21 protein-coding genes and 1 tRNA gene are annotated in these 26,161 nt (G+C 72.8%); 12 read left to right on the forward strand and 10 right to left on the reverse strand.

Annotation, left to right across the window (positions count from 1 at the left end; all coding sequences use genetic code 11):
- Positions 1-90: 90 nt before the first annotated feature.
- Positions 91-951 (reverse strand): hypothetical protein, encoded by an 861-nt coding sequence (locus QE405_RS18685; protein ID WP_307204010.1) that lies wholly within the window; start codon positions 949-951, stop codon positions 91-93.
- Between the two features lie 131 nt (positions 952-1,082).
- On the reverse strand, positions 1,083-2,321 hold the full coding sequence (locus tag QE405_RS18690) for a GAF domain-containing protein (protein WP_307204017.1): 1,239 nt from the start codon (positions 2,319-2,321) through the stop codon (positions 1,083-1,085).
- 400 nt (positions 2,322-2,721) lie between these two features.
- On the opposite strand from QE405_RS18690, the gene QE405_RS18695 reads away from it, so the two are divergent.
- The 4 genes from QE405_RS18695 (at position 2,722) to QE405_RS18710 (ending at position 5,621) form a co-directional block, all read left to right on the forward strand.
- Positions 2,722-2,811: transfer RNA gene (locus QE405_RS18695), tRNA-Ser, on the forward strand.
- Between the two features lie 491 nt (positions 2,812-3,302).
- On the forward strand, positions 3,303-4,145 hold the full coding sequence (locus QE405_RS18700) for a hypothetical protein (protein WP_307204025.1): 843 nt from the start codon (positions 3,303-3,305) through the stop codon (positions 4,143-4,145).
- A gap of 325 nt (positions 4,146-4,470) precedes the next feature.
- On the forward strand, positions 4,471-4,989 hold the full coding sequence (locus QE405_RS18705) for a sigma-70 family RNA polymerase sigma factor (RefSeq protein ID WP_307204031.1): 519 nt from the start codon (positions 4,471-4,473) through the stop codon (positions 4,987-4,989).
- The gene (locus QE405_RS18710) at positions 4,986-5,621 is read left to right on the forward strand and encodes a hypothetical protein (RefSeq protein WP_307204038.1); all 636 of its coding nucleotides are present in this window, start codon (positions 4,986-4,988) and stop codon (positions 5,619-5,621) included. The genes QE405_RS18705 and QE405_RS18710 overlap by 4 nt, the downstream gene beginning before the upstream one ends.
- Positions 5,622-5,800: 179 nt before the next feature.
- Here QE405_RS18710 and QE405_RS18715 read toward each other — a convergent pair whose 3' ends face one another.
- On the reverse strand, positions 5,801-6,856 hold the full coding sequence (locus QE405_RS18715) for a hypothetical protein (protein ID WP_307204045.1): 1,056 nt from the start codon (positions 6,854-6,856) through the stop codon (positions 5,801-5,803).
- Positions 6,857-7,025: 169 nt separating this feature from the next.
- On the opposite strand from QE405_RS18715, the gene QE405_RS18720 reads away from it, so the two are divergent.
- A complete protein-coding gene (locus tag QE405_RS18720; protein WP_307204051.1) occupies positions 7,026-9,593 on the forward strand; it encodes a metallophosphoesterase in 2,568 nt (855 codons plus the stop codon).
- Between the two features lie 79 nt (positions 9,594-9,672).
- Here the strand turns inward: QE405_RS18720 and QE405_RS18725 are convergent, their stop codons facing one another.
- Positions 9,673-11,418 (reverse strand): BCCT family transporter, encoded by a 1,746-nt coding sequence (locus tag QE405_RS18725; protein WP_307204058.1) that lies wholly within the window; start codon positions 11,416-11,418, stop codon positions 9,673-9,675.
- A gap of 155 nt (positions 11,419-11,573) precedes the next feature.
- Here QE405_RS18725 and QE405_RS18730 point away from each other — a divergent pair, with 155 nt between their 5' ends.
- The 4 genes from QE405_RS18730 to QE405_RS18745 all read left to right on the forward strand — a co-directional run bounded on the left by QE405_RS18730 (position 11,574) and on the right by QE405_RS18745 (position 16,366).
- Positions 11,574-12,659: a hypothetical protein gene (locus QE405_RS18730; RefSeq protein ID WP_307204064.1), complete on the forward strand. Its 1,086-nt coding sequence runs from the start codon at positions 11,574-11,576 to the stop codon at positions 12,657-12,659.
- A gap of 250 nt (positions 12,660-12,909) precedes the next feature.
- Entirely contained in the window at positions 12,910-14,061 is a 1,152-nt protein-coding gene (gene pdhA, locus QE405_RS18735; protein WP_307204070.1) for a pyruvate dehydrogenase (acetyl-transferring) E1 component subunit alpha, read from the forward strand.
- Positions 14,058-15,035, forward strand: coding sequence for an alpha-ketoacid dehydrogenase subunit beta (locus QE405_RS18740; protein ID WP_307204072.1), 978 nt, complete (start codon positions 14,058-14,060; stop codon positions 15,033-15,035). Before pdhA ends, QE405_RS18740 begins: the two co-directional genes overlap by 4 nt.
- Before the next feature lie 8 nt (positions 15,036-15,043).
- Positions 15,044-16,366, forward strand: coding sequence for a dihydrolipoamide acetyltransferase family protein (locus tag QE405_RS18745; protein ID WP_307204073.1), 1,323 nt, complete (start codon positions 15,044-15,046; stop codon positions 16,364-16,366).
- 76 nt (positions 16,367-16,442) lie between these two features.
- On the opposite strand, the gene QE405_RS18750 is transcribed toward QE405_RS18745, so the two are convergent.
- Positions 16,443-16,841: a VOC family protein gene (locus tag QE405_RS18750; RefSeq protein WP_307204074.1), complete on the reverse strand. Its 399-nt coding sequence runs from the start codon at positions 16,839-16,841 to the stop codon at positions 16,443-16,445.
- Positions 16,842-16,996: 155 nt separating this feature from the next.
- Positions 16,997-18,475 (reverse strand): carboxyl transferase domain-containing protein, encoded by a 1,479-nt coding sequence (locus QE405_RS18755; protein ID WP_307204079.1) that lies wholly within the window; start codon positions 18,473-18,475, stop codon positions 16,997-16,999.
- A gap of 104 nt (positions 18,476-18,579) precedes the next feature.
- Between QE405_RS18755 and QE405_RS18760 the strand changes: the two genes are divergently transcribed.
- Positions 18,580-19,380 (forward strand): SDR family NAD(P)-dependent oxidoreductase, encoded by an 801-nt coding sequence (locus tag QE405_RS18760; RefSeq protein WP_307204086.1) that lies wholly within the window; start codon positions 18,580-18,582, stop codon positions 19,378-19,380.
- A 161-nt stretch (positions 19,381-19,541) separates the two neighbouring features.
- Here the strand turns inward: QE405_RS18760 and QE405_RS18765 are convergent, their stop codons facing one another.
- Both QE405_RS18765 and QE405_RS18770 read right to left on the reverse strand, forming a co-directional pair.
- Positions 19,542-20,675, reverse strand: a complete 1,134-nt coding sequence (locus QE405_RS18765) for an IS30 family transposase (protein ID WP_307198779.1) — start codon at positions 20,673-20,675, stop codon at positions 19,542-19,544.
- A 246-nt stretch (positions 20,676-20,921) separates the two neighbouring features.
- A complete protein-coding gene (locus QE405_RS18770) occupies positions 20,922-21,422 on the reverse strand; it encodes a helix-turn-helix transcriptional regulator (protein WP_307204088.1) in 501 nt (166 codons plus the stop codon).
- Positions 21,423-21,522: 100 nt separating this feature from the next.
- On the opposite strand from QE405_RS18770, the gene QE405_RS18775 reads away from it, so the two are divergent.
- Both QE405_RS18775 and QE405_RS18780 read left to right on the forward strand, forming a co-directional pair.
- Positions 21,523-21,786, forward strand: coding sequence for a hypothetical protein (locus tag QE405_RS18775; RefSeq protein WP_307204096.1), 264 nt, complete (start codon positions 21,523-21,525; stop codon positions 21,784-21,786).
- Between the two features lie 37 nt (positions 21,787-21,823).
- Positions 21,824-23,374, forward strand: a complete 1,551-nt coding sequence (locus tag QE405_RS18780; protein WP_307204103.1) for an AMP-binding protein — start codon at positions 21,824-21,826, stop codon at positions 23,372-23,374.
- Between the two features lie 258 nt (positions 23,375-23,632).
- Here QE405_RS18780 and pcaDC read toward each other — a convergent pair whose 3' ends face one another.
- Both pcaDC and QE405_RS18790 read right to left on the reverse strand, forming a co-directional pair.
- Complete coding sequence (pcaDC, locus tag QE405_RS18785; RefSeq protein WP_307204110.1) at positions 23,633-24,817, reverse strand: bifunctional 3-oxoadipate enol-lactonase/4-carboxymuconolactone decarboxylase PcaDC; 1,185 nt, start codon at positions 24,815-24,817, stop codon at positions 23,633-23,635.
- Positions 24,814-26,073, reverse strand: a complete 1,260-nt coding sequence (locus QE405_RS18790) for a lyase family protein (RefSeq protein ID WP_307204114.1) — start codon at positions 26,071-26,073, stop codon at positions 24,814-24,816. Before QE405_RS18790 ends, pcaDC begins: the two co-directional genes overlap by 4 nt.
- Positions 26,074-26,161 lie beyond the last annotated feature (88 nt).

Genomic DNA, 26,161 nt, shown 5'->3' on the forward strand with positions numbered 1-26,161 from the left:
ACGTTGCACCCTCGTTGCGACGGGCGCCGCGGGCCCGGACGGGTCCGGACCCGCGGCGTACCGGGGTGGCGGCCCGGCGTCCCCGCGTCCTCAGCCGACCGTGATCGCGCCGTCGGTGATGACCACGTAGAAGCGCTTGCGGTTCTGGCTCGTCGTGACGGAGCCGTCGCTCAGGCGGGGGCTGATGACGAGGTGCTCGGCGTTGTTGGTGCCGGCCGGGGCGCAGGCCACGACGCCCGCGAGGCCGCAGAGCGTCGCGCTGATCTCGCCCGAGAACTCGGGGTTGGCGTCGGGGCTGGCGGCGCGGCCGTTGGTGACGCCGTCGCCGTTCTGGTCGACCTGGTTCTGCAGGGCGATGGTGGCGACGATGCCCGACCCGGACAGGTCCTCGCCGGCGTCGACGTAGACGTTGCCCGCGGCGCGCAGCGCGTTGGACGGCGAGCCGGCGGGGGCGGTGTTGGCGAGCTCGGGGTACGCCGCAGCGACCTCGAAGCCGCCCGACTGGGCGACGATCGCGCCGGTGGCGTCGACGAGGAACCAGCGCGTGGTGCTGCCGTCCTCGCCCCGGGGACCCTGCTCGCCCTGCGGGCCCTGCTCACCCTGGGGACCCTGCTCCCCGGCGGGGCCCTGGGCGCCGCGCGGACCCGCCGCGCCGGCCGGGCCCTGCGGGCCGCGGGCGCCGGTGGCGCCCTTCGGGCCGGCGGGGAGCTGGTTCTTGGCGAAGTCCTGGCGGAACAGCGAGCCGTCGCGCACGTCGAGGCCGGTGATGGACCCGTTGCGGATGTCCTCGCCGCCGATGAGCTTGGCGGCGTACGCACCGGTGCCGCTCGAGGCGGCGACGAGGGCGACGGTGGCGACGGCGAACGCGGGCGTGACGCGGACGCTGCGGAGGCGGGCAGGGAGGCGGGAGGTCAGGCGGGAGGCGAGCGACGGGCGCGAGGACGAGGACATGGCGAGGCCTTTCCGGGAGGGAGGAACGGAGCCGTTCCACCCGCGGTTCGGCCCCGGCGGCGCGCCGGATGGCGAGGACTAGACCACTTTCGTGACCGGGGTCACTCCCAGCCCGGTTCCCGGTGGCCGTTTCAGAGCCCGAGGTCGCGGTCGAGCCGCGCCAGCTGGCCGTCGATCAGCGGCAGCATGGGCGACGTCGGGCCGACGGCACGACGCTGGGCCTGCCACATCTCGTAGTCGTCGGCGCCCCAGGTCGAGCGGGTCCACTGCGACATGAGGTCGGCCTCCCGCGAGCGCAGCAGCGCCTCGCGCAGCTGGGACTCGAGGCTCTCGCGCAGGCGTACGACGCCGGGTGCCGTCGACCGCGGGAGCACGGGCCCGCCGTACGCGCGCATCGCCGCGCGGAGGTCGCCCGCCGCGAGCATCGCCTCGACGGTCAGCCAGTCGCCGGTGACCTGGGCGGTCAACCGGTAGGGCCGCGAGGCGAGGAGGTCGCCGCCGAGGAGGTGGCGGAGCCGGTTCAGCTCGGCGCGCAGGGTGGAGGAGCCGGCGCCGTCCTCGGCGTACAGGAGCACCGCCAGCTCGTCCCCGCTCAGGCCCTGCGGCGAGCTGCCCAGCAGCATGAGGATCTCGCTGTGCCGGGGCGAGAGGCGCAGCGTCTGCGGGGCGCCGCCGGCGCCCTCGAGGGTGAGGAGCGCGTCGGAGCGGCCGAGGCCCTCCATCACGATCCGCGGGCCGGCGGCCGACGGGGCGGTCGCGCGCCGGTCCTGGCGGCTGAGGAGGTCGCGGGCCAGCTCGAGCTCGGCCATGCGGGCGGCGGCCCGGATCATGGCCATGGTCTGGGGCACGACGATCTGGTCCCCGCCCGTGATGTCGAGGACGCCCAGCAGTGCGTTGGTGCCGGGGTCGTGGATGGGCGCGGCCGCGCAGCTCCAGCCCTGCACGGAGGAGCGGAAGTGCTCGTCGCGCACGATGCTGACGGGCTGGTCGAGCGCGAGCGCGAGACCGGGGGCGTTGGTGCCCGCGAGGCGCTCGTCCCAGTTGGAGCCCTCGACGAAGCCGATGGCCTCGCAGCGGCGCAGCGTCGTCGGCGTGCCGCAGACCCACAGCAGGTTTCCCTCGGCGTCGGAGACGGCCATCACCGCGTCGCAGTCGCGGGCCGCGTGGCCGAGCACCTCGTCGAGCAGGGGGAACGCGCGGGCGAGGGGGTGCGCGTCGCGGCGGTCCTTGAGGTCGCTCTCGGGGACGGTGATGGGCGCACTCGCGGCATCGGGGCGCACGCCGGCGGAGGCGGACCGGTGCCACGAGTCGACGACGGCCGAGCGCATGGCGTCGCGGCCGCGCATGGAGAGAACGTCGGACCTCGTCATGCGGACCACCCCTCGCATCCCGACCCCGTGGCGTCGTTGCCGTGCCGCAGCGGTCCGGGCCGGTTCGACGGGCCGGACGACGCCGCGGTGAGCGGGGTCACAGTTGCATGATGCTCCGCATTGCGACGTTGCGCCAACGTTGCAGGCCGTGCGACGTGTGGGTAGGTCGGGTGGGTCGCTCGCCCGTCGCGCGTTGCCCGTCGCCCGTTCGCCCGTCGCCCGTCGCGGACGTCATGCGATGTGGTGGCCCGGGCGACCGGGGCGCATGACGTCCCGAGCGGTGGTCGCCGGACGTCATGCGGAGCGGCGGCCGGGGCGACCGGCCCGCATGACGTCCCGCGAGGGGGTGGGCCGGGATCCGATTTCGGCACCGCGCCCGCCGTCCGCTAATGTCTCCCGCGGTGGCGTGTCCGAGCGGCCTAAGGAGAACGCCTCGAAAGCGTTTGTGGGTGCAAGCCCACCGAGGGTTCAAATCCCTCCGCCACCGCCAGCACGGGAGAACCCCCGCCGAGAGTCTCGGCGGGGGTTCTCTGCGTTCCGCCCGACCCACCGCGCATCCCGGAGGCGCGCGGACGCTCGACCCGGGTCGTCATCCGGTGAGCGTGATCGTCTGATCGGCGGCCTCGGCCAGGCCCGGATCGTGACTCTGTGTCCATGCGGCCGCGGAGCATCCGAGGGGGGTGTGTGGGCTCGTCGCAGGGCGCCTCGCGCGGAGGTGAGCCGCTCGGCGCCGAAGTGACGTGACACCTCAGCGCCGACTTTCCGCCTCCGGTCCGAGGCGTACAGGTTCAAGAAATGATCGCGCATCTGAACGCGCGACCCTCCCGGTTCGTCCATGGCCGTTTTTTTGCTGGGGCCTCGCGCCGAGTGGGCGGTGGTCTACGTGAGTGGACGGCCGGCCTCGGGTGCCGCGGTCATTGACAGCAGCCTCAGGCGAGCCATAATCTCGCCCAACTGATCGACAACATGGGGGATGAAGTCGTGTATCAGGTTGAGTTGGATATTTTCTCCGGCCGTCCGAACCCGGTGTGGTCGCTGAATGCGGCGGAGGCCGCCGAATTCGCGCAGCGCCTCGGTGATGGCACCGTTCCTGTCGTGCCGGTCAATGTCGACAGTGGCCAGCTCGGATACCGAGGGTACATCATGACAGCGACCGGCCATGATGCAGATGAATTACGCCGTCAGGGGAAGGCGACAACCTTCCGGGTGCATGCGCACATGGCCCAGGCGGGGTACGACTTGGCGGCTGAGGAGTTCCTGCTCGGTGCGCTCGAGCGCTCCGATGGCGTTTCGGAAGCAGAAGCGGGCGTGCTGTCTGAGGCTGTTCGATGGGACCTCGAAGAATCTCATCCCGAAGTCGCGTCCGCTGCCGCAGCATGCAGCCTCCTATATACCAGCTGGAACGACTTTTCGTTCTGGAATGGCAGCAGGCGCCCCAACAACAATTGCTACAACTACGCAGCAAACTATGCCAGCAACACTTTTGCACAGCCCGGACGTCAGGGCGGCGGAACGTTCACGCAGATGACTGCAGCAAACATCAAAGCCGCTATGCATCGTGACGGCTGGAGGTTGGATTGCATCGGCGGAAACCTGAGAGTGGCGTTGGTGATCTGGCCCGGAGTGGATTATCACTTCTACCGCCAGAATCTGAACGGCTCGACGGTTCGATGGTGCCACAAGCCGGGCCAGACGGCGGCGCGAAATACGGACAACTCGGGCCGATATATAACCAATCCGCAAACGTGTGATCGTGGGAACTACACAACGTGGGGTGGTGCCCATGTGTTCAGTAACGGCGTCAGGTCGAGGACGGTGCGTTGACGTGGACGGGCAAGAGATCAACTTCTGTGAAGACGGTCGGCCACGGCGGCGGTCAGTGCTCGCCGCCGCACTCGGTGTCGCATCACTGCCCGCGCTGAGCGCGGCCGCGGATCCGGCTAGTGCCTCCGTCGCTGCTGCGGGGGATTCCGCCGAGCTCTGGCTGCTGGGGACCGAGGGTGCGGGGCAACTGCCGAGCGTCGTGCGTACGGCACTACCGCGTGCTCGTAGCTGACAGGTCTCATGAGAGAGGCACGCCTACGGAGTGCAGGCAACTTGAGATGACCGTGGCTGCAACACATCCCGTGCGTGGCTCGTCTTCAGAAGCATGAAGGGACAGGCTCATGGCCGTGTCGAGGCCCTCGTCGCGGCCCGAGGGCGGGATCTGTCGCGGTTTGCGTACGTCCTCGCGGGACACGACGCGGAGGACATCCTGCAGTCGGTCGTGGTCCGGTTGTTGAGCTCGGGCCCGTTCCTGCGGGCCGACGATCCCTACGCCTACGCACGGAAGGCCGTTCTCAACGAGTTCCTCGATCGGCGCAGGAGCCTCGGGCGACGAGCGTCGGCCCGATGGTTCGCGGTCCGCGACATCGAGCCCGTGCCGTCTCCGGAGCCCGCCATCGCCGAGCGCGACGCCCTGATGCGGGCGTTCTCGATTCTCAAGCCGCGCGAGCGGGCTTGCGTGGTGATGCGGTACTACGTCGACGCCGACGACCGGACGATCGCCGAGGCACTCGGCGTCGCACCGTCGACCGTGCGGAGCCTCATCTCGCGGGCCATGCCGCGGCTCCGCGCCGCCCTCGTCGAAGCCGAAGGCCTCATCGATCTGGCAGGAGAAGCGAAGTGAATCTCACGGACGACTCGGATCGTGTCGTCACGCGGAGCCTGCAGCGCCTCGCGGACCACGCACCCACCCACCTGGCGTACGACCCTCACCCTCGCCGACGTCGTCGACCCGCGGCCGCCCTCGCGGTGGTCGCCATCGCTGCGGCAAGTGCCATCCTGGGGGCCGTCGTCGCACCGCAGGTCCTCGAGCCCGCGCCGTCGACACACTCCGCTGACGCCACGGCGTCGCCGTCGAGCGAGGAGAGCACGTTGATTCTCGGTGACGTCTCGTCCTGGCCGCGTGTTCGGCTCTCGACCTGCGATGAGTGGTCGCCGGCAGGAGGGAACGAGGTCGTCGAGGTCGACGCCATCACCGACGAGTGCATCTCCAAGGCTCCGCTCGACGCCGTGGTCGTCCTCCGAGGCGGGTACACCGCCGACGGCCCCTTCGGGTCCCGGTGGGCGGACACGACCGAGGTGTGGAGGGAGGTCGGATCGCACTCCGTGCGACGCCTCGTGTCCGGGCCACTCGTCGAGATGAGCTCGCGGGCCGTGGACGGCCTCGTCTGTGACACGTGCGACGAGGTGCTGGTGGTCATCGGCCCGGAGCCGGCCTCGGTGTCACGCCTGGTGGAGAGCATCACCGCTGGCTGATCTCCTCTGCCCCGCTTGCCGTTCGAGGGCCGGACACGTGGTCCTCGCTCCTGGGCCCGGGGCCTGACGTGGGTCCCGCCGAACTGGGACGTCGGTACGCCGATCCCGGCCCAGGACCCACCCCGACCGCACATTCCGCGCTCCGGGCCGAACAGGCCCCAGCCGACCTGCCCGCCCCGTCAGCGCACCGTGAACGTCCGGGTGGCGGTCGACGGCAGCAGGTTCCGCGTGCCGCCGTACTCCACCACGACGCGGTAGCTCCCGCGCGGCAGCTTCGGCAGGGTCACGACCATGTCGCCGAGCGAGGGTGGCACCTGGCGGGCGCCGGACCACCAGACGCCCCGGTTGCCCTGGTAGATCTTCCAGGTGATCGGTGCCGGTGGGCTCCGCTTCGCACCCAGGGAGTAGGCCACGACCGTGCGCAGCCGCCCGGTCGCGTTCGTCCGCGGGACCTGGAGGAACGATGTTCCGATGACCGTCTCGGCGCGGACGATCGTGACCTTCCCCGAGGCCGTGAGCCCGTCGCCGATCGCACCGTCCGGGACGTCGAGGGTCGCCGTGTAGGTGTAGGTGCCGACGTGGTCGTTCCCGCGGGTGTACGGCGTGACGCTGTCCCCGTTCGTGTACGTCCGGAACGGGCCGCCGGGGAGGCCCGTCACCGTCACGACGCTCCGTACCGGCACGTCGCGGAGGTCGAACCTCAGCGGGACGTCGGGGTACGTCCCGGTCACCGGAGCCCCCGCCGTGATGGCCACGTGGGGGACGAGGGCCTCCCAGTCGATCGAGATCGGCCTCTCCACCTGCACGTAGGCGTTCCCGCCGTCGGGCACCACGTAGAGGGAGTAGGTCGTGCCGGGTTCCAGCGTGTAGGCCGGGAGACGGAACGTCAGCGGCACGTCAGCGGTGGGCGGCGAGAAGCGAGGTCCCCACGACGCGACGGCGTCGGGCCGTGCGGCCAGGTCCTCGATGCCGGGCGGGGCGAGCGCGATCCTGAAGATGCTCCCCGGCCCGAGGTGGGCGTAGGGGTCGGGGTCCAGGTCGCGCAGCCGCAGCCGGACGTCGATGCCGGCGCCGTACCCGATCTCGTCGACGGCCAGCACCTCCACGACGGGATCCGGTGCCTGCCCCGCCGCGGCCGGCACCGGCACCGTCGGCGCCAGTGTGGCCACCGCCGCCAGGGCGACGCCGACGATCCAGCCACGCCGCGCGGCCCACGGGCTCCCCGTCCTCGTCATGCCGGGAGCGTACGGCGCGGCAGCCGCCGACCGCGGCCCTTCACCCAACCCACCCGGGGCATTCGCCCCCCGCGACACCCGCGCGCACCACGCTGCCGGGGGCGAGACGGTGCTCGGGCCCGGCCACGCCACGACCAGGCCGTTGCCCTCGAAAGGTGATCCCTCTCCGATGACGACCCTCCGAGCCCGGCGGCCGCGCGCCTCCGGGCGCATCGTCGTGACCAGCCTCGCGCTGCTGACCTCCGCCTCCGCGCTCTCCGGTGCCGATGCGTCCAGCCGGACCCCCGAACAGCCGGCGGGCGTCGCGCTCGCCGCCGGCACCTCCTCCCTCTGGACCGACCCGGTCGGCGACGCACGCCTCCTCACCGACCCCTTCCTGCAGGCGCCGACCGCCGACGGCGTCTCCGTCGTCTGGTTCACCGAGTTCGCCGGCTCCGACCACACCGTCCTCGTCGGTGACGGCGTGGGCCGCCTCTCCGCCGCCGACCTGGCGGCCGCCGCGCGGGGCACGACGTACCCGGGCGTCACAGTGTTCCCCGCCACCACGGGCACGCTCTCGCAGGTCGCGGAGGACTACCAGTCCAACGTCCCCGTGAAGCCCGCCCAGTCCGACGGCATCGTCGACCGCGACGTCTGGCGGCACGAGGGCGTCGTCACGGGTCTCGCCGCGGGCGAGCGCGTGCCCTACCGCGTCGTCAGCCGCGACGGCGACAAGATCGCCGGCTCCGGCACGTTCAGCCTGAAGCCGGCCGCGCAGCCGGGCGAGGACCTCGACATCCTGCTGACCAGCGACCACCAGGCGATGGTCAACACCCCGGCGAACCTCCAGGTCGCGGCCGACACCATCGGCGACATCGACGCCGTCTTCCTCGCCGGCGACCTCGTCAACATCCCCGACCGGGCCTCCGAGTGGTTCGACGACACCCGCGGCTCGGGCTTCTTCCCGGTGCTCCAGGGCAACGGCGGCCGCACCTCGACCGGCGGGGTCTCCTACGCGGGCGGCGAGATCGTGCAGAACGCCCCGCTCTTCCCCGCGGTCGGCAACCACGAGGTCCAGGGCCGCCGGGCCGGCGCGACCGCGCTGGGCGCGTCGTACAACGCCCCGGTGCCGCGGGACGTCGCCACCGCGGCGTACGAGCGCGTCGCCACTGAGGTGAACCCGGGCAACGACCCCGCCGTGCGCGAGCAGTGGATCCGGGACAACTCGTTCTCGACGACCACCTACGAGGAGATCTTCTCCCTCCCCGACTCCTCGCCGGGCGGCGAGACCTACTACGCGACCACGGTCGGCGACGTGCGGCTCATCTCGCTGTACTCCACCCGCATCTGGCGCGGCACCGGTGCCGTGCCGGACCCGGCGGCGCGCACGAGCACGACCCGCTACCAGGAGTCGCGGCAGTCGCTGGCCGACCCGCTCAAGCAGGGGTACGGCGAGCACGTGTTCGAGGCCGTCGACGCCGAGAGCCCGCAGTACGCGTGGCTGCAGGACGAGCTCGCCAGCGAGGAGTTCGCCGCGGCGCGCTACCACGTCGTCATGCTCCACGAGGGTCCGCAGGGCCTCGGTGACAACGTCATGCCGCAGTTCGTCGACCCGCAGCGCATCGAGGAGCGCGACGACGCGGGCAACCTCGTCGGCGTCCGCTACGAGTACCCGCCGAGCGAGAACAAGCTCCTCACCGACCTCCAGCCGCTGCTCGAGGACGCGGGCGTCGACCTCGTCCACAACGGCCACAGCCACCTCTGGAACCGGTTCGTCGCCGCGAACGGCACCACGAACTTCCTCGAGACCTCCAACACCGGCAACTCGTACGGCGCGTACCACCCCCTCAGCGGACGCAGCCGCCCGCTGCCCCCGGCGCCCTGGGACGCGTCGCACTACCTGGCCCAGGGCAACCCGGGCGGCCTGGAGCCCGTCGTGCCGAACGTCGCGCCGTACACGGACGCCCAGGGCACGCCGCTGCCGTTCGTGCAGGACAACAACCTCGCGGTGTTCACGAAGCTGGACACGGGCTCGGGCGAGATCACGACGTACTCCTACGACGTGCGCACGCCGAACGTGCGCCCGAAGGTCATCGACGTCTTCACCATCGGCGACCCCGACGACTCCGAGGCGCCCGCGGTCACCCGCCAGCCGACGCACGTGACGGTGACCGCCGGCGAGGAGGCGACCTTCACGGCGGAGGCGTCCGGGGTCCCCGCGCCCGAGGTGCGCTGGCAGCGCCTCGTCGACGCGGAGTGGGTCGACGTGCCGGGGGCGACCGCGACGACGCTGCGGCTGCCGGCGGTGACGACGGCGCAGAACGGCGAGCAGCACCGCGCGGTGTTCACGAGCTCCGCCGGCTCGGTGCCGACCGCGGCCGCCGTGCTCACCGTGCGGGCCGCTCCGACCCCGCCCTCCGAGCCGGGTCCGGGCTCGCTCGGCCTCGGCAGCCGCGTGGTGCCGGGTGCGCCGTCGGCGTACGGGCGGATCGGCAGCGGCAAGCCCATCTCCACCTTCTTCGTGGGCGAGGACGGGCGCCGGGTGACCGGCACGACCTACGTCAGCATCCGCAAGGCCGGCACGGGTTCCGTGACGGCCACGGCGTGGGCGTACGTCGGGCGCACGACCACCGTCGCCACGCCGCGCATCCCGAGCAAGGGCAGCTGGCGCGTCACGGTGACGTTCGTGCCGGACGACCCGCGCTACCGCTCGACCACGCGTGCGTGGTGGCTCTGGGCGACGCCGACGGGTCGCTGACGGTCGGGTCCGCACGGGAAGGCACGCCGGGCCCCCACCTCTGCGGAGGTGGGGGCCCGGTCGTGTTGCGGGGAGGGGGTCAGCGCCTGCTGTCGGACTCCGCGCTGACGACGGGGATCTCGCCCGTCATGCCGAGCTTGTCCTCGACGCGTTCGTCGATGCGCTGGTCGACCTGGTCGCCGAAGTGGTCCTCGAAGTTGGCGACGAGGTCGCTGGTGACCGTCTCGCCCACCTCGTCGGCGAGCACCTTGCGGCGGGCCTTCAGGTCGAGGCGGCGGATCTCGGTGTACTCCGCCTTGAACGCCTTGTAGAGCGCGACGCACATCGCCACCATGATGACGCTGAAGGGCAGCGCGGTCAGGATGGCGCCGGTCTGCAGGGCGCCCAGGCCGCCGGCGACCAGCAGCCCGATCGCGACGAGCGCCTCGATGACGCACCACAGCACCCGGCTCCACCTCGGCGGGTCGGTGTCGCCGCCGGACGCGAGCATGTCGACGACGAGCGAGCCCGAGTCGGAGGACGTCACGAAGAAGATGGCGACGAGCACGATCGCGAGGCCCGACAGCAGGGTGCCGCCCGGGAGGTCGCCCACGAGCCGGAAGAGCACCGACTCCGAGGTGACCGAGCCGTCGGCGTCGAGCAGCCCGCCGTCCCCGAACTTCTCGCGGTAGATCGCCGAGCCGCCGAGGATGGAGAACCAGATGGCCGAGACGGTGGTCGGCACGAGCAGCACGCCGGCGACGAACTCGCGGACGGTGCGGCCGCGCGAGATGCGCGCGATGAAGACGCCGACGAACGGCGCCCACGACATCCACCAACCCCAGTAGAACGTCGTCCAGAGGCCCTGCCACTCCTGGCCCTCCTCGCCGAAGAACGCCGAGGTGTCGAAGCTGTTGGGCACGATCGTGAACAGGTACTCGCCCACGTTCTCCACGAACGACCGCAGCACGAACAGCGTCGGGCCGAGCAGCAGCAGCGCCACCACGAAGATCCCGGCCATGCCGAGGTTGATGTTGGAGAGCCACTTGATGCCCTTGTCGAGGCCCGAGACCACCGAGGCGGTCGCGGCCACGGAGATGAGGACGATCAGCAGCACGAGCAGCGGGGTGCCCGCCTCGTCGACCACCCCGAGGCTCTCGAGGCCCGCGCCGATCTGCGAGACGCCGAGGCCCAGCGACGTCGCGACGCCGGCGATGGTGCCCACGATCGCCACGACGTCGATCGCGTCGCCCAGGCCACCCTTCACGCGGTCGCCCAGCAGCGGCTCGAGCACCCAGCGCAGGGAGACCGAGCGACCCTTGCGGTGGATCGCGTACGCCAGGGCGAGGCCCACGACGACGTAGATCGCCCAGGCGTGGAGGCCCCAGTGCAGGAACGTCTGGCTCATGGCCGCGTGGGCGAGCTCGACGTCGTCGCCCTCCACCCCCGGCTTCGGCGAGGTGTAGAAGTTGAGCGGCTCGGCGGCCCCCCAGAAGACGAGGCCGATGCCCATGCCGGCGGCGAAGAGCATCGAGAACCAGACCAGGAACCCGTACTCGGCGCCCTCGTCGTCCGGACCCAGCCGGATGTCGCCGAAGCGCCCGACGGCGACCCAGATCGCGAAGATCACGAAGCCGGTGACAATGAGGCTGTAGTACCACCCGAAGACGCCGATCACCTCCTCCTGGGCGGCGGAGAAGGCGTCACCGGTGCGTTCGGGGAACGCGATGCTGACCACCACGACGACGGCGAGGATCGCCAGCGCGGGCCAGAAGACGGTGGGGCGGACGGACTGCAGGCGCCGCCGGGACGGCGGCGCGTCGGCGGTGCTCGGGGTGTCGCTCACGGGTGGGATGTCCCTCTCCAGGTCTCGACGGGGGACCGCCACGTTGTCGTCTCCGGGGAGCCCCCGTCAAAGCGAGGGTTCCGCTCAGGTCGCGCCGGCGTCCGCCGAAGAGGGTGGCAACGGACTCCAACCGACTCGGAAAGTGGTGCCCATCGATGCGCACAGTGCTCAACCGCCGGAGGGCCTCGGCCCTCGTCTCCGCCGTCGTCGTCACGGGCGGTCTCGCCCTCGCGGCCCCGGCCCCCGCGCAGGCGGCCTCCGGTCTCTCGGTCGTGGGCGTGCAGTCGTTCTACTTCGGTGGTGAGACCGTCTTCGACTCGTCGCGCGGGCTGACCGTCGTCAACTGGAACGACGCCACGCCGGACACGTCGCACACCTACCGCCTCAAGCTGGACCCCACCGGCAAGGTCGGCTACTTCGACCCCCGCTCGCTCAGCGAGGACGTCGACGGTCCGTGGGACGGCTTCTCCACCGACTACACCGTGGGGAAGCACATGCAGCCGGGCGGCACCTACCAGCTGGTGCTCGAGGAGTGGGACGGCAACCGGCTCGTCGAGTCGAGCCCGACCTTCGACTACACGTTCGCCGAGGTGCAGGCCCCGAGCGCGATGAACGTCGGGACGTCGCTCGTCGGCGGCCGCCAGGCGGTCGTCGCCGGACGCGCCACCTCGATCGGGTTCACCGGGCAGTGGGAGCCGGGCACGCGCTACCGCACGATCGTGGGCGTGGCGGGCGGGACCGCGGCGAAGGACTTCGTCGTGTGCCAGGCGTCCGACTGCGTCGACGCGGGCCTCGGCACGGTCGTGGACTCCGCGACGCCGGTCACCTCGTTCACGGCCCCGGCGTCGCTCGTCGGCAAGACCCTCCGCATCCAGGTGGCGGGCGTGGAGGACGGTCGTCTGCGCAGCACCTTCGACGTGCAGTACCCCGTCGTCGCCGACCCGTCGATGTCGACCGTGCCGGGCGGCTGGATCACCTCGCCGGGCAAGAAGCACGGCGTCGTGCAGACGGGCAAGACCGTCGGCGTCAGCGCGCCGGTCCTCACCGCGACCGCGAAGCAGAAGGGCACGAAGACCTACTACCAGTGGTTCGCGGACGGCACGAAGATCCCGGGGGCGACGAAGGCCAGCTACACGATCCCCCGCAGCCTGAAGGGGCGGACCCTCACCCTCGGCATCCAGTTCTCGGCGCCCGGCTACAAGCCGCTGACCGGCGGCTTCGGCTTCGGCACGGTGCGCTGACCGGCAGCAGCACCCAGCGGCACCCCAGCAACACCCAGCGGCACCCCGTACGGCGCCCGGTCGGACCACTCCGACCGGGCGCCGTCTCGCGTTTCGTCGGCGGCGTCCGCTACCGTGGGCGCACCCAGTGACCTGGGTCACAACAGGTGAACAGATCGACGGATCCGGACGGCGCCCACCCTCGCGCCGCGACGACCCGTCACGACGAGCCCGAGCGCGGCGACCCCGCGCTCGTCGCGAGGAGCGTGCGATGACGATCCTGACCGGGGCGCCCACCGCCCACGAGTCTGCCGGGTGCGAGCCCGACTACGTGCAGCTGCTGACGCCCGAGGGCCAGCGTGTGGAGCACGACGACTACCACTTCGACGGCGACGACGACCTCGTGCGCACCTTCTACCGCGACATGGTCCTGGCCCGTCGCGTCGACACCGAGGCCACCGCCCTGCAGCGCCACGGCGAGCTCGGCATCTGGGCCCAGCTGCTGGGCCAGGAGGCCGCCCAGATCGGGGCGGGTCACGGGTCGCGCCCCCAGGACTTCATCTTCCCGACCTACCGCGAGCACGGTGTCGCCCTGGTCCGCGGCCTCGACCCGGGCCGGTTGCTGGGCCTCTTCCGCGGGGTCGACCACGGCGGCTGGGACCCCGCGGAGCACAACTTCGGTCTCTACACGATCGTGATCGGCGCCCAGACGCTCCACGCGACGGGCTACGCGATGGGCCTCTCCGCCGACGGTCTCGTCGGGTCCGGCGACGTCACCCGCGACGCCTGCACGATCGCGCACTTCGGTGACGGCGCCTCCAGCCAGGGCGACGTGATGGAGTCGTTCGTCTTCGCCGCGACGTACGACGCCCCCGTCGTCTTCTTCTGCCAGAACAACCAGTGGGCGATCTCGGCACCCATCGAGCGCCAGTCGCGCACGCCCCTGCACTGGCGGGCGCCCGCCTTCGGCTTCCCGGGCGTGCGCGTCGACGGCAACGACGTGCTCGCGACGTACGCCGTGACCCGCGCCGCGACCGACCGCGCCCGCGCGGGGGAGGGCCCGACGCTCATCGAGGCCTACACCTACCGGATGGGCGCGCACACCACGACGGACGACCCGACGCGCTACCGGTCCGGGGCCGACGTCGACGCCTGGCGGCGCAAGGACCCGATCGCCCGCGTGCTGGCCTACCTGCGCTCCCGCGACGCCGTCGACGACGCGTTCGTCGCTGCGCTGGAGGCCGAGGCCGACGACCTCGGCGCCGACCTGCGGCACCGGTGCCGCACGATGCCCGACCCGAGCCCGCTCGCGATGTTCGACCACGTGTACGCCGAGGCCTCGCCCGAGGTGGAGGCCCAGCGGGAGGGGTACGCCGCGTACCTCGCCCAGTTCGAGCTGACCGGTGCGGAGGGGGACCGATGAGCAAGGTGACGCTGGCGAAGGCGCTGAACGCCGGTCTGCGGACCGCGATGGAGCAGGACGACAAGGTCGTGCTGATGGGGGAGGACGTCGGCCGGCTCGGGGGCGTCTTCCGCATCACCGACGGCCTGCAGAAGGACTTCGGCGAGCGCCGGGTCATGGACTCGCCCCTCGCGGAGTCGGGGATCGTCGGCACCGCGATCGGCATGGCCATGCGCGGCTACCGGCCCGTGGTGGAGATCCAGTTCGACGGGTTCGTCTACCCGGCCTACGACCAGATCGTCACCCAGCTGGCGAAGATGTCCTACCGCTCGCAGGGCAAGGTGCGCCTGCCCGTCGTCATCCGCATCCCGTTCGGCGGCGGCATCGGCGCGGTCGAGCACCACTCGGAGAGCCCCGAGGCGCAGTTCGCCCACACGCCCGGCCTCAAGGTCGTGGCCTGCTCCAACCCGGTGGACGGCTACTGGATGATCCAGCAGGCGATCGCGTGCGACGACCCGGTCATCTTCCTCGAGCCCAAGCGGCAGTACCACGGCGACAAGGCCGAGCTCGACCTCGACGCCACGCCCGACCCGCTCTTCACCTCGACGGTCGTCCGGCGCGGCGACGACGTCACCCTCGTGGCCTACGGGCCCATGGTGCGCACGGCGCTCGCCGTCGCGGAGGCCGCCGTCGCCGACGGCCGCTCGGTGGAGGTCGTCGACCTGCGCAGCCTCTCGCCGCTCGACCTCGGCCCGGTCGTGGAGTCCGCGCGCCGCACGGGGCGGGTCGTCGTCGCCCACGAGGCGCACGTGAACCTCGGCATGGGGGCGGAGGTCGCGGCCCGTGTCACGGAGGAGTGCTTCTTCTCGCTCGAGGCGCCGGTGCTGCGCGTCGGCGGGTTCGACACGCCCTACCCGGCGGCCCGCAACGAGCACCACTTCCTGCCCGACCTCGACCGCGTCGTCGACACCGTCGACCGCGCCTTCACCTTCTGAGGAGGGACATGCCCGAGTTCAAGCTGCCCGACGTCGGCGAGGGCCTGACCGAGGCGGAGGTCGTGGCCTGGCACGTCGAGGTCGGCGACGTCGTCGAGGTGAATGACCCCATCGTCGACATCGAGACCGCCAAGTCGGTCGTCGAGCTGCCGTCCCCGTTCGCGGGAGAGGTGACCGCGTTGCTCGTCGACATCGGCGTGACTGTCGAGGTGGGCACACCGATCATCCGGATCGGGGAATCGGCGGCTGCCCCTGCTGCTGCCCTTGCTGCTGCGCCCGTTCCTGAGCCGGAGCCCGAGCCGGCGCCTGCCCCTGAGCCGGCGCCGGCGCCCGTCGAGGAGGAGCACAAGACGCTCGTCGGCTACGGGCCGCGTGCCGCCGGCACCATGCGTCGTCCCAGGCGGGCGACGGGGTCCATGGCGGTGGCCGCCGCCTCTGTCGGTGTGCTCGCCAAGCCGCCCGTGCGCAAGCTGGCGGCCGACCTCGGCGTCGACCTGGCGACGGTGCCGCCGACCGGTCCGCACGGCACCGTGTCGCGTGAGGACGTCGAGCGCGCGGCGGCGCCCGCTCCCGCTCCGGCTGCGGTGGCACCCGTCGAGGTCTCCGGGACCGAGCGCCGCCAGCCCGTCAAGGGCCTCGGCAAGGCGATGGCGCAGGCGATGGTCGCCTCGGCGTTCACCGCGCCCCACGTGACGATCTGGACGACGGTCGACGCCACCGCCACGACGCGCCTCCTCGACGGGTTGCGCGGGCGCGCGCCGTACGCCGGCCTGCGGCTCTCGCCCCTCGTCGTCGCCGCCCGGGCGGTGACGCTCGCGCTGCGGCGCTCGCCGCTGCTCAACGCGCGGTACGACGCGGGCACCGCCCCGGACGGCGGTGACGAGGTCGTGCTGCGCGACGAGGTCAACCTCGGGATCGCGGCGGCCACGCCGCGGGGGCTGGTGGTGCCGAACGTGAAGGGCGCGGAGCGGATGTCCCTCGCCGAGCTCGCCGGGGCCGTCGGCGAGCTGACCGCGACGGCGCGGGAGGGCCGCACGGCGCCGGCCGACCAGGCGGGCGGCACGTTCACCATCACCAACGTCGGCCCGCTCGGGATGGAGGGTGGCACGCCGATCATCAACCCGGGCGAGTCCGCGATCCTCTGCCTCGGTGCGGTGCAGCGCCGTCCGTGGGTCGTGGGCGAGGGCGCCGAGGAGCGCCTCGAGGCGCGCGACGTGGTGACGCTGACGCTGAGCTTCGACCACCGTCACATCGACGGCGCGACGGGCGCGGCGTTCCTCCACGACGTCGCCCAGGTGCTCGCCGACCCGGTGAACGCGCTGCTGGTCTGACCCCCCACCCGGGACGTCATGCGCTCCGGCGGTCGGGGCGACCGGCGCGCATGACGTCCCGCAGGGGGTGGCGGGATCAGCCGGCCTGCTCCTCCGCGGGACGGATCACGCAGAACTCGTTGCCGGCGGGATCGGCCAGCACGACCCAGCCCTTGCCGTCCGGCTGGCGCAGGTCGTCGACCACCGTGGCGCCGAGCGCGAGCACCCGCTCGACCTCGGCGTCGCGGCTCGCGCCGACCCGCGTCGGGTCGACCTCCGGCGGGGCCAGGCAGAGGTGGAGGCGGTTCTTGACGACCTTGCCCTCGGGCACGCGGAGGAAGAGCAGTGCCTGTCCCGACGGCAGGTCGAGGCCGACCTCGTCGTCACCGGGCGCGTCGTCGGAGGCGAGGGGGATCCCGAGCACCTCGCCCCAGAAGGTGCCGAGGGCGTGGGGGTCGGCGCAGTCGATGCAGATGTTCACGATGGCCAGGCTCATCCCTGCACCGTCCCACGGCGGGGCAAGGCGGCGCGCGGCACTTTCCCCGGTCGACCGGGGAACACGCCACTTTGACCATCTACATTGATGGTCAAAGCGACACTTTCCCCGGTCGACCGGGGAAAGTTGTCGACTCCTGTGACTCGCCCCGGGGCCTAGAAGGCGTACCGCCGGGAGCGCTGCGCCACCGAGCCCGCCCCGGCGACCAGCAGGCGCGACAGCTCGTGCTCGAGCACCCCGCCGACGCGCGCGCAGAACGCCTCGGGCTCGTCGGCGGCGTCGGGCAGCTCGGGCACGACGACGTCGACGACGCCGCGGGCCGCGAGGTCGAGGGCGCGCACCTGCTGGGCGCGGGCCATGTCGGCGGCGTGGTCGAGGTCGCGGTGCACGATCGCGCTGGCGCCCTCGGGCGGCAGCGGCGAGAGCCAGGCGTGCTGCGCGGCGACGACCCGGTCGGCGGGCAGGAGCGCGAGCGCCCCGCCGCCGTTGCCCTCGCCGAGCATGAGGCACAGCGTGGGCGCGTCGAGGGTGACGAGGTCGGCGAGGCAGCGGGCGATCTCGCCGGCGAGACCGCCGTTCTCCGCGTCGGCCGAGAGCGCGGCGCCCTGCGTGTCGATGACGGTCATCAGCGGCAGCTTGAGGTCGGAGGCGAGCCGCATCCCGCGGCGGGCCTCCCGCAGCGCCTCGGGTCCCATCGGGTGCTCCCGGGTCTGTCCCCGCCGGTCCTGGCCGAGGAAGACGCAGGGCGCGTCGCCGAAGCGCGCCAGCGCGATGATGAGGCCCGGGTCGGCCTCACCCTCGCCGGTGCCGTTGAGCAGGACGACGTCGCTCGCGGCGTACTTGAGCAGGCGCCGCACCCCCGGGCGCTCCGGGTTGCGGGAGCGCGTCACGGCGTCCCAGGTGTCGACGTCGGGGACGGGGGCGAGCTCGGGGGGCGGGACCGTGCCGACGCCCCGGCGGCGGGCGAGCAGGATCGTGAGGGCCCGGTCGACGATGTCGACGATGTCCTCGGGCGCGACGACGGCGTCGATGATGCCGCGGGCGTAGAGGTTCTCCGACGTCTGCACGCCCTCGGGGAACGGCTGGCCGTAGAGCGCCTCGTAGACCCGCGGCCCGAGGAACCCGACGAGCGCGCGCGGCTCGGCGACGGTCACGTGGCCCAGCGAGCCCCACGACGCCATGACGCCGCCGGTCGTGGGGTGGCGGAGGTAGACCAGGTAGGGCAGCCCGGCCTTCTTGTGCGTCGCCACGGCCGCCGAGATCCGCACCATCTGCACGAACGCCGGCGTGCCCTCCTGCATGCGCGTGCCGCCCGACACCGGAGCCGCCAGCAGCGGGAGCCCCTCGGCGGTGGCGCGCTCGACCGCGGCGACCACCCGGTCCGCGGCCGCCCGTCCGATCGAGCCCGCGAGGAACCGGAACTCGCCGAGCATGACCGCGACACGCCGTCCGCGGATCAGGCCCTCGCCCGTCACGACGGACTCGTCCGTGCCGGCCTTCTCGGCCGCGGCGGCGAGCTCCGCGGCGTACCCCTCCGACAGCCCCGTGCGGTCCGGGGGCGTGTCCCAGGAACGCCACGTGCCGGCGTCGATGACGAGGTCGACGAGGTCGTGGGAGGTCAGGCGCGTGCTCACGCCCCGACGCTAGCGCGGGGCCCGGTGCCGGGGGAGGGGTACGGCGCGGGTCTGCCCACCCGGACGGGTGACCCCGTTGGGGTGAGGCAGCTACAACCTCTGGCATGGACCTCGGCATCGCAGGACGCACTGCTCTCGTCACCGGCGGCGACTCCGGTATCGGCTGGCACACCGCCCGCATCCTCCTCGCGGAGGGCGCCACGGTGGTGCTCAGCGACAAGGACCCCGACTCCCTCGCGGAGGCGGCGGCCAAGCTCGACGCACCGGAGGGACGGCTCCACCACGTGGCCGCCGACCTCACCACCGACGCGGCGGCGCTCGAGCTGCGCGACGCCGTGCTCGAGCTCGTGCCCACGATCGACGTGCTCGTGCACGCGGCCGGGGTCACCGGCGCGCAGGGCCTGTTCCACGAGATCGACGACGACGGCTGGGTCGACACCCTCACCATCGACCTGCTCGCCCCGGTCCGCATCACGCGGGCGTTCCTGCCTGCGCTGCGGGACGGCGGCTGGGGCCGCATCGTCTACCTGACCAGCGAGGACGCGCTGCAGCCGTACGACGACGAGCTGCCCTACTGCGCCGCCAAGGCCGGCGTGCTGGCGTTCGCGAAGGGGCTCTCGCGCTCGTACGCCGCGGAGGGCCTCCTCGTGAACTGCGTGTCGCCCGCGTTCATCTCGACGCCGATGACTGACGCGATGATGGAGAAGCGGTCGGACGAGCTCGGCGTGTCGTTCGACGAGGCCATCGAGAGCTTCCTCGACGAGGAGCGGCCCTACATGGAGCTCGGCCGGCGCGGGAAGCCGGAGGAGGTGGCCAACGTGGTCGCGTTCCTCTGCTCCGACCTGGCGTCGTTCGTCAACGGGTCCAACTACCGCGTCGACTCGGGGTCGGTCGCGACGATCTGAGGTCTCCTCAGGCCAGCGGCCCGGGGGCCGGCTCGGGCCGGCTCGGGTCGGGTCGGCTCGGGTCGGGTCGGCTTGGGAAAAGAAAACGCGGACCGGCTCAGCCCCCGCGCTCGACCGGTGAGGGAGAACGCGGACCGCAGGCCCCGACACGCCGGGCGGCTTCAGGTGGTCGGTGCAACGTTGAGTAGTTGTTGGAGCCTATCGGCGGGGGTGTCCCAGTTGAGGGTTTGGCGGGGGCGGATGTTGAGGAGGCGTTCGGTCTCGGTGATGTCGGCGTCGCTGACGTGGTTGAAGTCGGTGCCCTTGGGGTGGATGTCGCGCACGAGTCCGTTGGTGTTCTCGTTGGTGCCGCGTTGCCAGGGGCTGTGGGGGTCGGCGAAGTAGACGGGGCATCCGGTGGCCAGGGTGAAGGTGGTGTGCGCGGCCATCTCGCTGCCCTGGTCCCAGGTCAGCGAGCGGCGCAACGACTCGGGCAGGTTGGTCATCATCGTGACCAGGGCAGCTGCGACGGTGGTGGCGTCGTGGGTCAGCGGCAGCCGTCGGATCAGGGCGTAGCGGGTCGAGCGTTCGACCAGGGTGATCAACGCCGAACGCCCGCCGGCGCCGATGACGAGGTCGCCCTCCCAGTGCCCGGGTACGGCGCGGTCGGCGGCTTCGGGTGGGCGGTGGCTGATGTGGGCCTCGGCACCGATCCAGGACCGGTTGGACCGTGGGGGCAGCGCCGAGCGGGGCCGACGGCTGGTGCGGCCGCTGCGCAACGCTTTCTCGACCTTCAGCTCCTCACGCAGCGATCCCTTGCCCTGCACGTAGAGCGCTTGGTAGATCGTCTCGTGGCTCACCTGCATATCGTCGCGCCCCGGATAGCACCGCCGCAGATCCTGGCTGACCTGCACGGGTGAGAACCGGTTGTTCAACCGGACCAGCACCGCTGCGCGCAGCACCTCACCGGCACCCCCATCCACACCCGCATCCACACCCGCATCCACGCCGGTGTCTGCACGAACTGCGAGCTTGGACGGGCGGGGCCGGGGCCGGCGCTGCTCGGTCATCACCTGCGCTGCAGCAGCGTGGTAGCGACCCAGGCGGGTGTTGCGGGCCAGTTCGCGTCCCACCGTGCTGCGGTGCACCCCGAGCTCGGCAGCGATCCGTGCTGGACACCGTCCCTCGCTGCGACGGATCTGGATCAAGGCCCGCCCGGCCTGGCTCAACCGGCCGTGCTCATCGACCCAGTCACCGTCCAGCGGGGGTGGATGGGCACCGACAACACCGCCGTGGCGGCCCTTGCGCAGTCGCATGCCAGCGACTGTGGCCCATGAAGCCACCGTGTCTCGATCCCACCCCAGCAACTCGGACACCTGCTTCGCCGGGACCCCGGCCGCCAACAGCCCCAGACCCCGCGCACGCGCCGCTTCTTGATCCCGCAACACAACCCCCACAGCCGTGTTGCACCGACCACTAGAAACCGCCCCGAGTGCGGGGGCCCTCCGGTCCGCGTTTTCTTTCTCCGGGCAGACCCGGCCGCGCACTTTCCTCGCCCGGGCTCAAGCCAGCAACCCGGCTCGGCGCGCGAGCACGACGGCCTCGAGCCGCGTGCCAGCGCCGAGCTTGGCCATCACGTTCTTCACGTAGCCCTTGACCGTGTGCAGCGTCAGGCCGAGCTCCTCGGCGATGCGGGCGTTGCTCGACCCCAGGGCGACGAGGGCGAGCACGTCCCGCTCCCGCTCGGTCAGGTGCACGTGGGCGAGGGCCTCGGCGGCGGCCGGTGCCTCGGGGGCCAGGTTGTCGGCCGCGCGCACGAGGGCGTCGCGGAGCAGCGGGTCGTCGAGGTCGGCGGCGAGGCGACGGAGGTCGGCGTACGTCGCGCGCACCCGTTCCCGCAGCGCCGCGGCCCCGTCGTCGCCGCCGGTGTCGAGGGCACGGGCCACTGCCAGCTCCTGCTCGAGGGCGCGGGCTTCCGCGGTCAGCACGTCGAGCGTGCGGCCCCCGAGGTCGCCGGGGGAGTGGAGCGCGCCGTACAGGACCGCGACGGGACGTCGGGCCACACACCACGGGCACGGCCGCCATCGCGTGGAGGCCCTCGGCGGCGATGATCGCGTCGTACCGGTGGGAGATGGAGCGGCTGCTCAGGTAGTCGGTGAACGCGTGCGCGCGCCCGAGCGCGAGGACGCGGCCGCCGAGGCCGTGGCCCGGTTGCAGCGTCGTGCCGGCGAGGCGTCCGACCGTGCGGCCCTCGAACCGGTCGAGGGTGACCCGGTCCTCCACCACGGAGCCGGCGAACGCGAGCGAGACGGCGGCGCCGCGGCGTACCCGCCCCAGCGTCTCGTCGAGCGCACGACCGCTCATCGGACCTCCTCCGGACCCCTCCTCGGAGGGTGGTGGGACGGGACGAGCGCCCGCACCATGTGACCTCCGTGACACACCGAACGTCATTCTAGGAGGATCCGTGACCGCCGTCGCCGCCGATCGCGTCGTTGAGGAGCTGGAGAGCTGGCTGGACGCGTACGCCGCCCCCGACGCCTGCGCCGCCACCCTGCTCAACGACGGCCACGCCCCGGACGCCGTGGCCTTCCGCCTCCTCGACGCGGGCTACGGCGAGCGCGTGCTCACCCACGGCGAGCTGCGCGACCTGTCCTCCCGCCTCGCGACGGGCCTCGCCGAGCGCGGCGTCGGCCGCGGCGACCGGGTGGGCGTGCTCATGGGCAAGCGGGCGGAGTACGTCGTCACCCTCCTCGCGCTCTGGCGGCTCGGCGCCGTCCTGGTGCCGCTGTTCACCGCCTTCCAGACCGGGGCGATCGAGACGCGCACCAGCGGCAGCGGTGCCCGCCTCGTGGTCACCGAGCCTTCGCAGCGCTCGAAGCTCGACCCGATCGCGGGCCTCGACGTGCTCGTGACCGGCGACGAGTTCGACGCCCTGCTCACCCGCGAGCCGCTCGCCGCGCCGGTCGCGGTCGGTGGCGACGGCCTCCTGGCGATGCTCTTCACGAGCGGTACGACGGGCAAGCCCAAGGGCGTGCCGATCCCGGTGCGGGCGCTGGCCGCCTTCCGCGCCTACATGCACTTCGGCCTCGACGTGCAGGACGGTGACGTCTTCTGGAACGCCGCCGACCCGGGCTGGGCCTACGGGCTCTACTACGGGATCCTCGGGCCGCTGGTCGCCGGACGGCCCAACATCCTGCTCGACGCCGGGTTCTCCCCGGACGCCACCCGCGAGGTGTTCACGCGCTGCGGCGTCACGAGCTTCGCGGGCGCCCCGACCATGTACCGCGCGATGTCGAAGGACCCGTCCTTCACCGGCTTCTCCCTGCGCCGGGCCTCGTCGGCGGGCGAGCCGCTGACGCCCGACGTGGTGGCGTGGGGCCGGGACGCGCTCGGCGTCGAGGTGCGCGACCACTACGGCCAGACCGAGCACGGCATGTGCATCGTCAACGCCTGGCACGACGACGTGCGCGAGCCCGTGCGTACCGGCTCCATGGGCCCGGTCCTGCCGGGGTTCGCCGCCGGCGTGGTCGACGGCCAGATCGCCCTCGACGTGGAGGGGTCCCCGCTGATGTTCTTCCGCGGCTACCACGACGCCCCGGAGAAGTCCGCGGAGCGGTTCACGCCGGACGGCCGCTGGTACCTCTCCGGCGACATCGGCCGGGTCGACGAGGACGGCCACTTCTTCTTCGCGTCCCGCGACGACGACGTCATCCTCGCCTCCGGCTACCGCATCGGGCCCTTCGACGTGGAGAGCGTGCTCGTCACGCACCCCTCGGTCGTCGACGTCGCCGTCGTCGGCAAGCCCGACGAGGTGCGCGGCGAGGCGGTGACCGCCTACGTCGTGCTCGCCCCCGGCGCGGTGGCCGGTGACGAGCTCGCGGTCGAGCTGCAGCAGCTGGTGCGCAACCAGTACTCCGCCCACGCCTACCCGCGCGTCGTGCACTTCGTCGAGGAGCTGCCGAAGACGCCCAGCGGGAAGGTGCAGCGCTACCTGCTGCGCCAGCGGCAGGACTGATCTCCCCGGGTGGTCGGGGCATGGACGCCGGCCACCCGGGGTGACCAGCGGCGCGATCCGAGCCCAGAACTGTGCGGCTGCGACGGTCTCGCCCCGGGCGAGGCTGTCGCAACGTCCCAGTTCGTCGGGCGTGTGGTGTCGACCCGGACCGGTGCGGGGAGGGACGACCCTCGACGTCACGGCGCCGCGAGTCCTGCGGAACGGGCGCAGCTCTGCCCGGCAGGCAACTGCATCCGTTCCGCAGGACGTACGGCGCGGCTAGAGCTCCACGCCGTCGGCCCGCAAGGTCTCCTGGGCGACGCGGAAGGCGGCTGCGGCGGCGGCCGTGCCGCAGTGCACGGACGCCTGCAGGAAGACCTCGGCCAGCTCCTCCACGGTCAGGCCGTTGCGCAGTGCCGCGCGCACGTGCGTCGCCAGCTCGTCGTGGTCGCGCTGGGCGACGAGGGTGGAGAGCGCGACCAGGGAGCGCGAGCGACGGTCGAGGCCGGGGCGCGCCCAGACGGAGCCCCAGGCGTACTGCGTCACCAGGTCGTCGAAGTCCCGCGTGAACGCCGTCGGTGCGGCACCGGCACCGTCGAGGTGGTCGTCGCCCAGCACCTGCCGACGTACGACCGCGCCGGCGGCCGCGCGCTGCGACTCGGTGATGACGGCGCCCTGCTTCAGGTGGGCGCGCAGCAGGTCCGCGACCTCGGCGGGGGCCTCCGCGGGGGCGAGGTGGGCGACGCCGTCGAGCACCACCGTGCGGCCGTCGGCCACCAAGGCGGCGATCGTCTCGAGGTCGGAGGGCGGGGTGGGCTCGTCGGCCGCCCCGGCCACCGCGAGGACCGGGACGCGGATCGCGCCCAACCGGTCCCGCACGTCGAACGCCGCGAGCGCCTTGCAGACAGCGGCGTAGCCGGCCGTGTCCGTCTCCTCGAGCGACGCGAGGAGCGCCCGGCCGACCTCCGGCTCGCGCTCGAGGAAGCCGGGGGCGAACCACCGCTTCGCCGAGCCCTCGACCATCGTGGCCGTGCCGAAGGCCCGCACCATCGCGGCCCTCTCGTGCCAGCCGTCGGGTGTGCCGATCTTCGCGCCGGTGCAGATCAGGGCGGCTGCCGCGACCCGCTCGGGCGCGTCGAGGAGCAGCTGCAGGCCCACGGCGCCGCCGACCGAGACGCCGGCGTAGACGAACGTCCCGCTCGCCTCGCCGCGCTCCCGCAGGAGGCGCTCGGCGAAGGCGAGGACGCCCCCGGCCAGCTCCGCCATGGTGAAGCCGTCGGCCGGCGCCGGGCTCGTGCCGTGCCCCGGCAGGTCCCAGCCGACCACGTGGTGGTCCGCGGCGAGCAGCGCCGCGCTCCGCTCCCAGAGCGCGGTCGCGGAGGTGCCGAGGGACGGGCCGAGCAGCAGCAGAGGGCCGTTGCCGGCCTCGCTCAGCTCGACGCCGTCGATGACGGGGACGCTCATGGGCGGGTCCTGTTCTGCACGATCTGGTCGGTGATGCCGAGGTACGACGAGGGGCCGCCGTCATCGGCAGCATTCTCCCCACCCGTTCCGGCGACCTCGACGAGACCCCGCACGGCGTCGCGCTCGGCCAGCAGCGCACCGGCCGCGCGGGCGCGCTCGCGCATGGCGACGACGTCGACCTGGAGGCCCGCGACCAGCTCGGACGTGTGCGCCGCGGCGACGACGGTGCGTCGGGCGAGGTCCCGCAGGGTCGCCCACTCGGCGTGCCACGCGCCGTCCGGCCGCTCGTCGTTGGCGAACGCCGCGGCCGTGTGGAGCGTGCTCGCCAGGCCCGGAGCGGTGATCGCGGCGCGACGTACGAGCACCGCCAGCACCGGGTTCTGCTTCTGCGGGATCGTGGACGAGCCCCCGCGGCCGGTGCCGAGCGGCTCGGCGACCTCCGCGATCTCGGGGCGCGTCAGGGTGAGCACGTCCGAGGCGATGCGGCCCATCGCCGAGCTCGCCGTCGCGAGGGCGTCCCCGACGCGCGTCACCGGGAAGCGCGTCGTGTGCCACGGCGCCGCCGGCACCAGGCCGAGCGCCGCCGCCGTCTCGCGGGCGAGCGCGACGGTCGCGCCCTCCGGGTCCCGGAGGCCGCGACGTCGGGCGAGCTCCACGGTGACGGCGAGTGTGCCCGCGGCCCCGCCCACCTGCGCCGGGAGCACCGAGTGGGCGAACGCCACCGAGGCCCGCGCGTCCTCGATCCCCGCCAGCCACCCGCTGGCCTTGAGGCCGAACGTGATGGGGACGGCGTGCTGGGTGAGCGTGCGCCCCACCATCACCGTGCCGCGGTGGGCGCCGGCGAGCGCGTCGAGGGCCTGCGCCTGGGTGCCGAGCTCGATCTCGAGACGGCGCAGGGCCGTCCCCGCGCACAGCATCAGCGCCGTGTCGACCACGTCCTGGCTGGAGAGGCCCTGGTGGAGCCACTGCGCGGTCTCCTCCCGGCCGGCCTCGACGAGCCGGTTGCGGAGCGTCGAGACCAGCGGGATGACGGGGTTCCCCCCGCCCTCCGCGTCGAGGACGATCCGGGCGACGTCGCCGCCGTCGAGCAGCTCGAGCAGCTCGTCGGCGGTCACGCCGACGCCGCGGGGCGCCAGCCCGTGCGCCACGAGGCCGGCCGACCAGGCCGCCTCGAGCGCCACCATCCCCTCGAGGAGTGCGGAGTCGGCGAAGAGGGCACCTGCTCGCTCGTCACCCGGCCAGAAGAGGTCGCTCACGCCCCTAGTGTCCAGGGTGGGCCAGGGCGACCGCACCGGTGCACGACGACGGCCCCGCCTCCCGGAGGAGGCAGGGCCGTCGACGATC

Source organism: Nocardioides zeae, from assembly GCF_030818655.1.
Lineage (GTDB): Bacteria > Actinomycetota > Actinomycetes > Propionibacteriales > Nocardioidaceae > Nocardioides > Nocardioides zeae_A.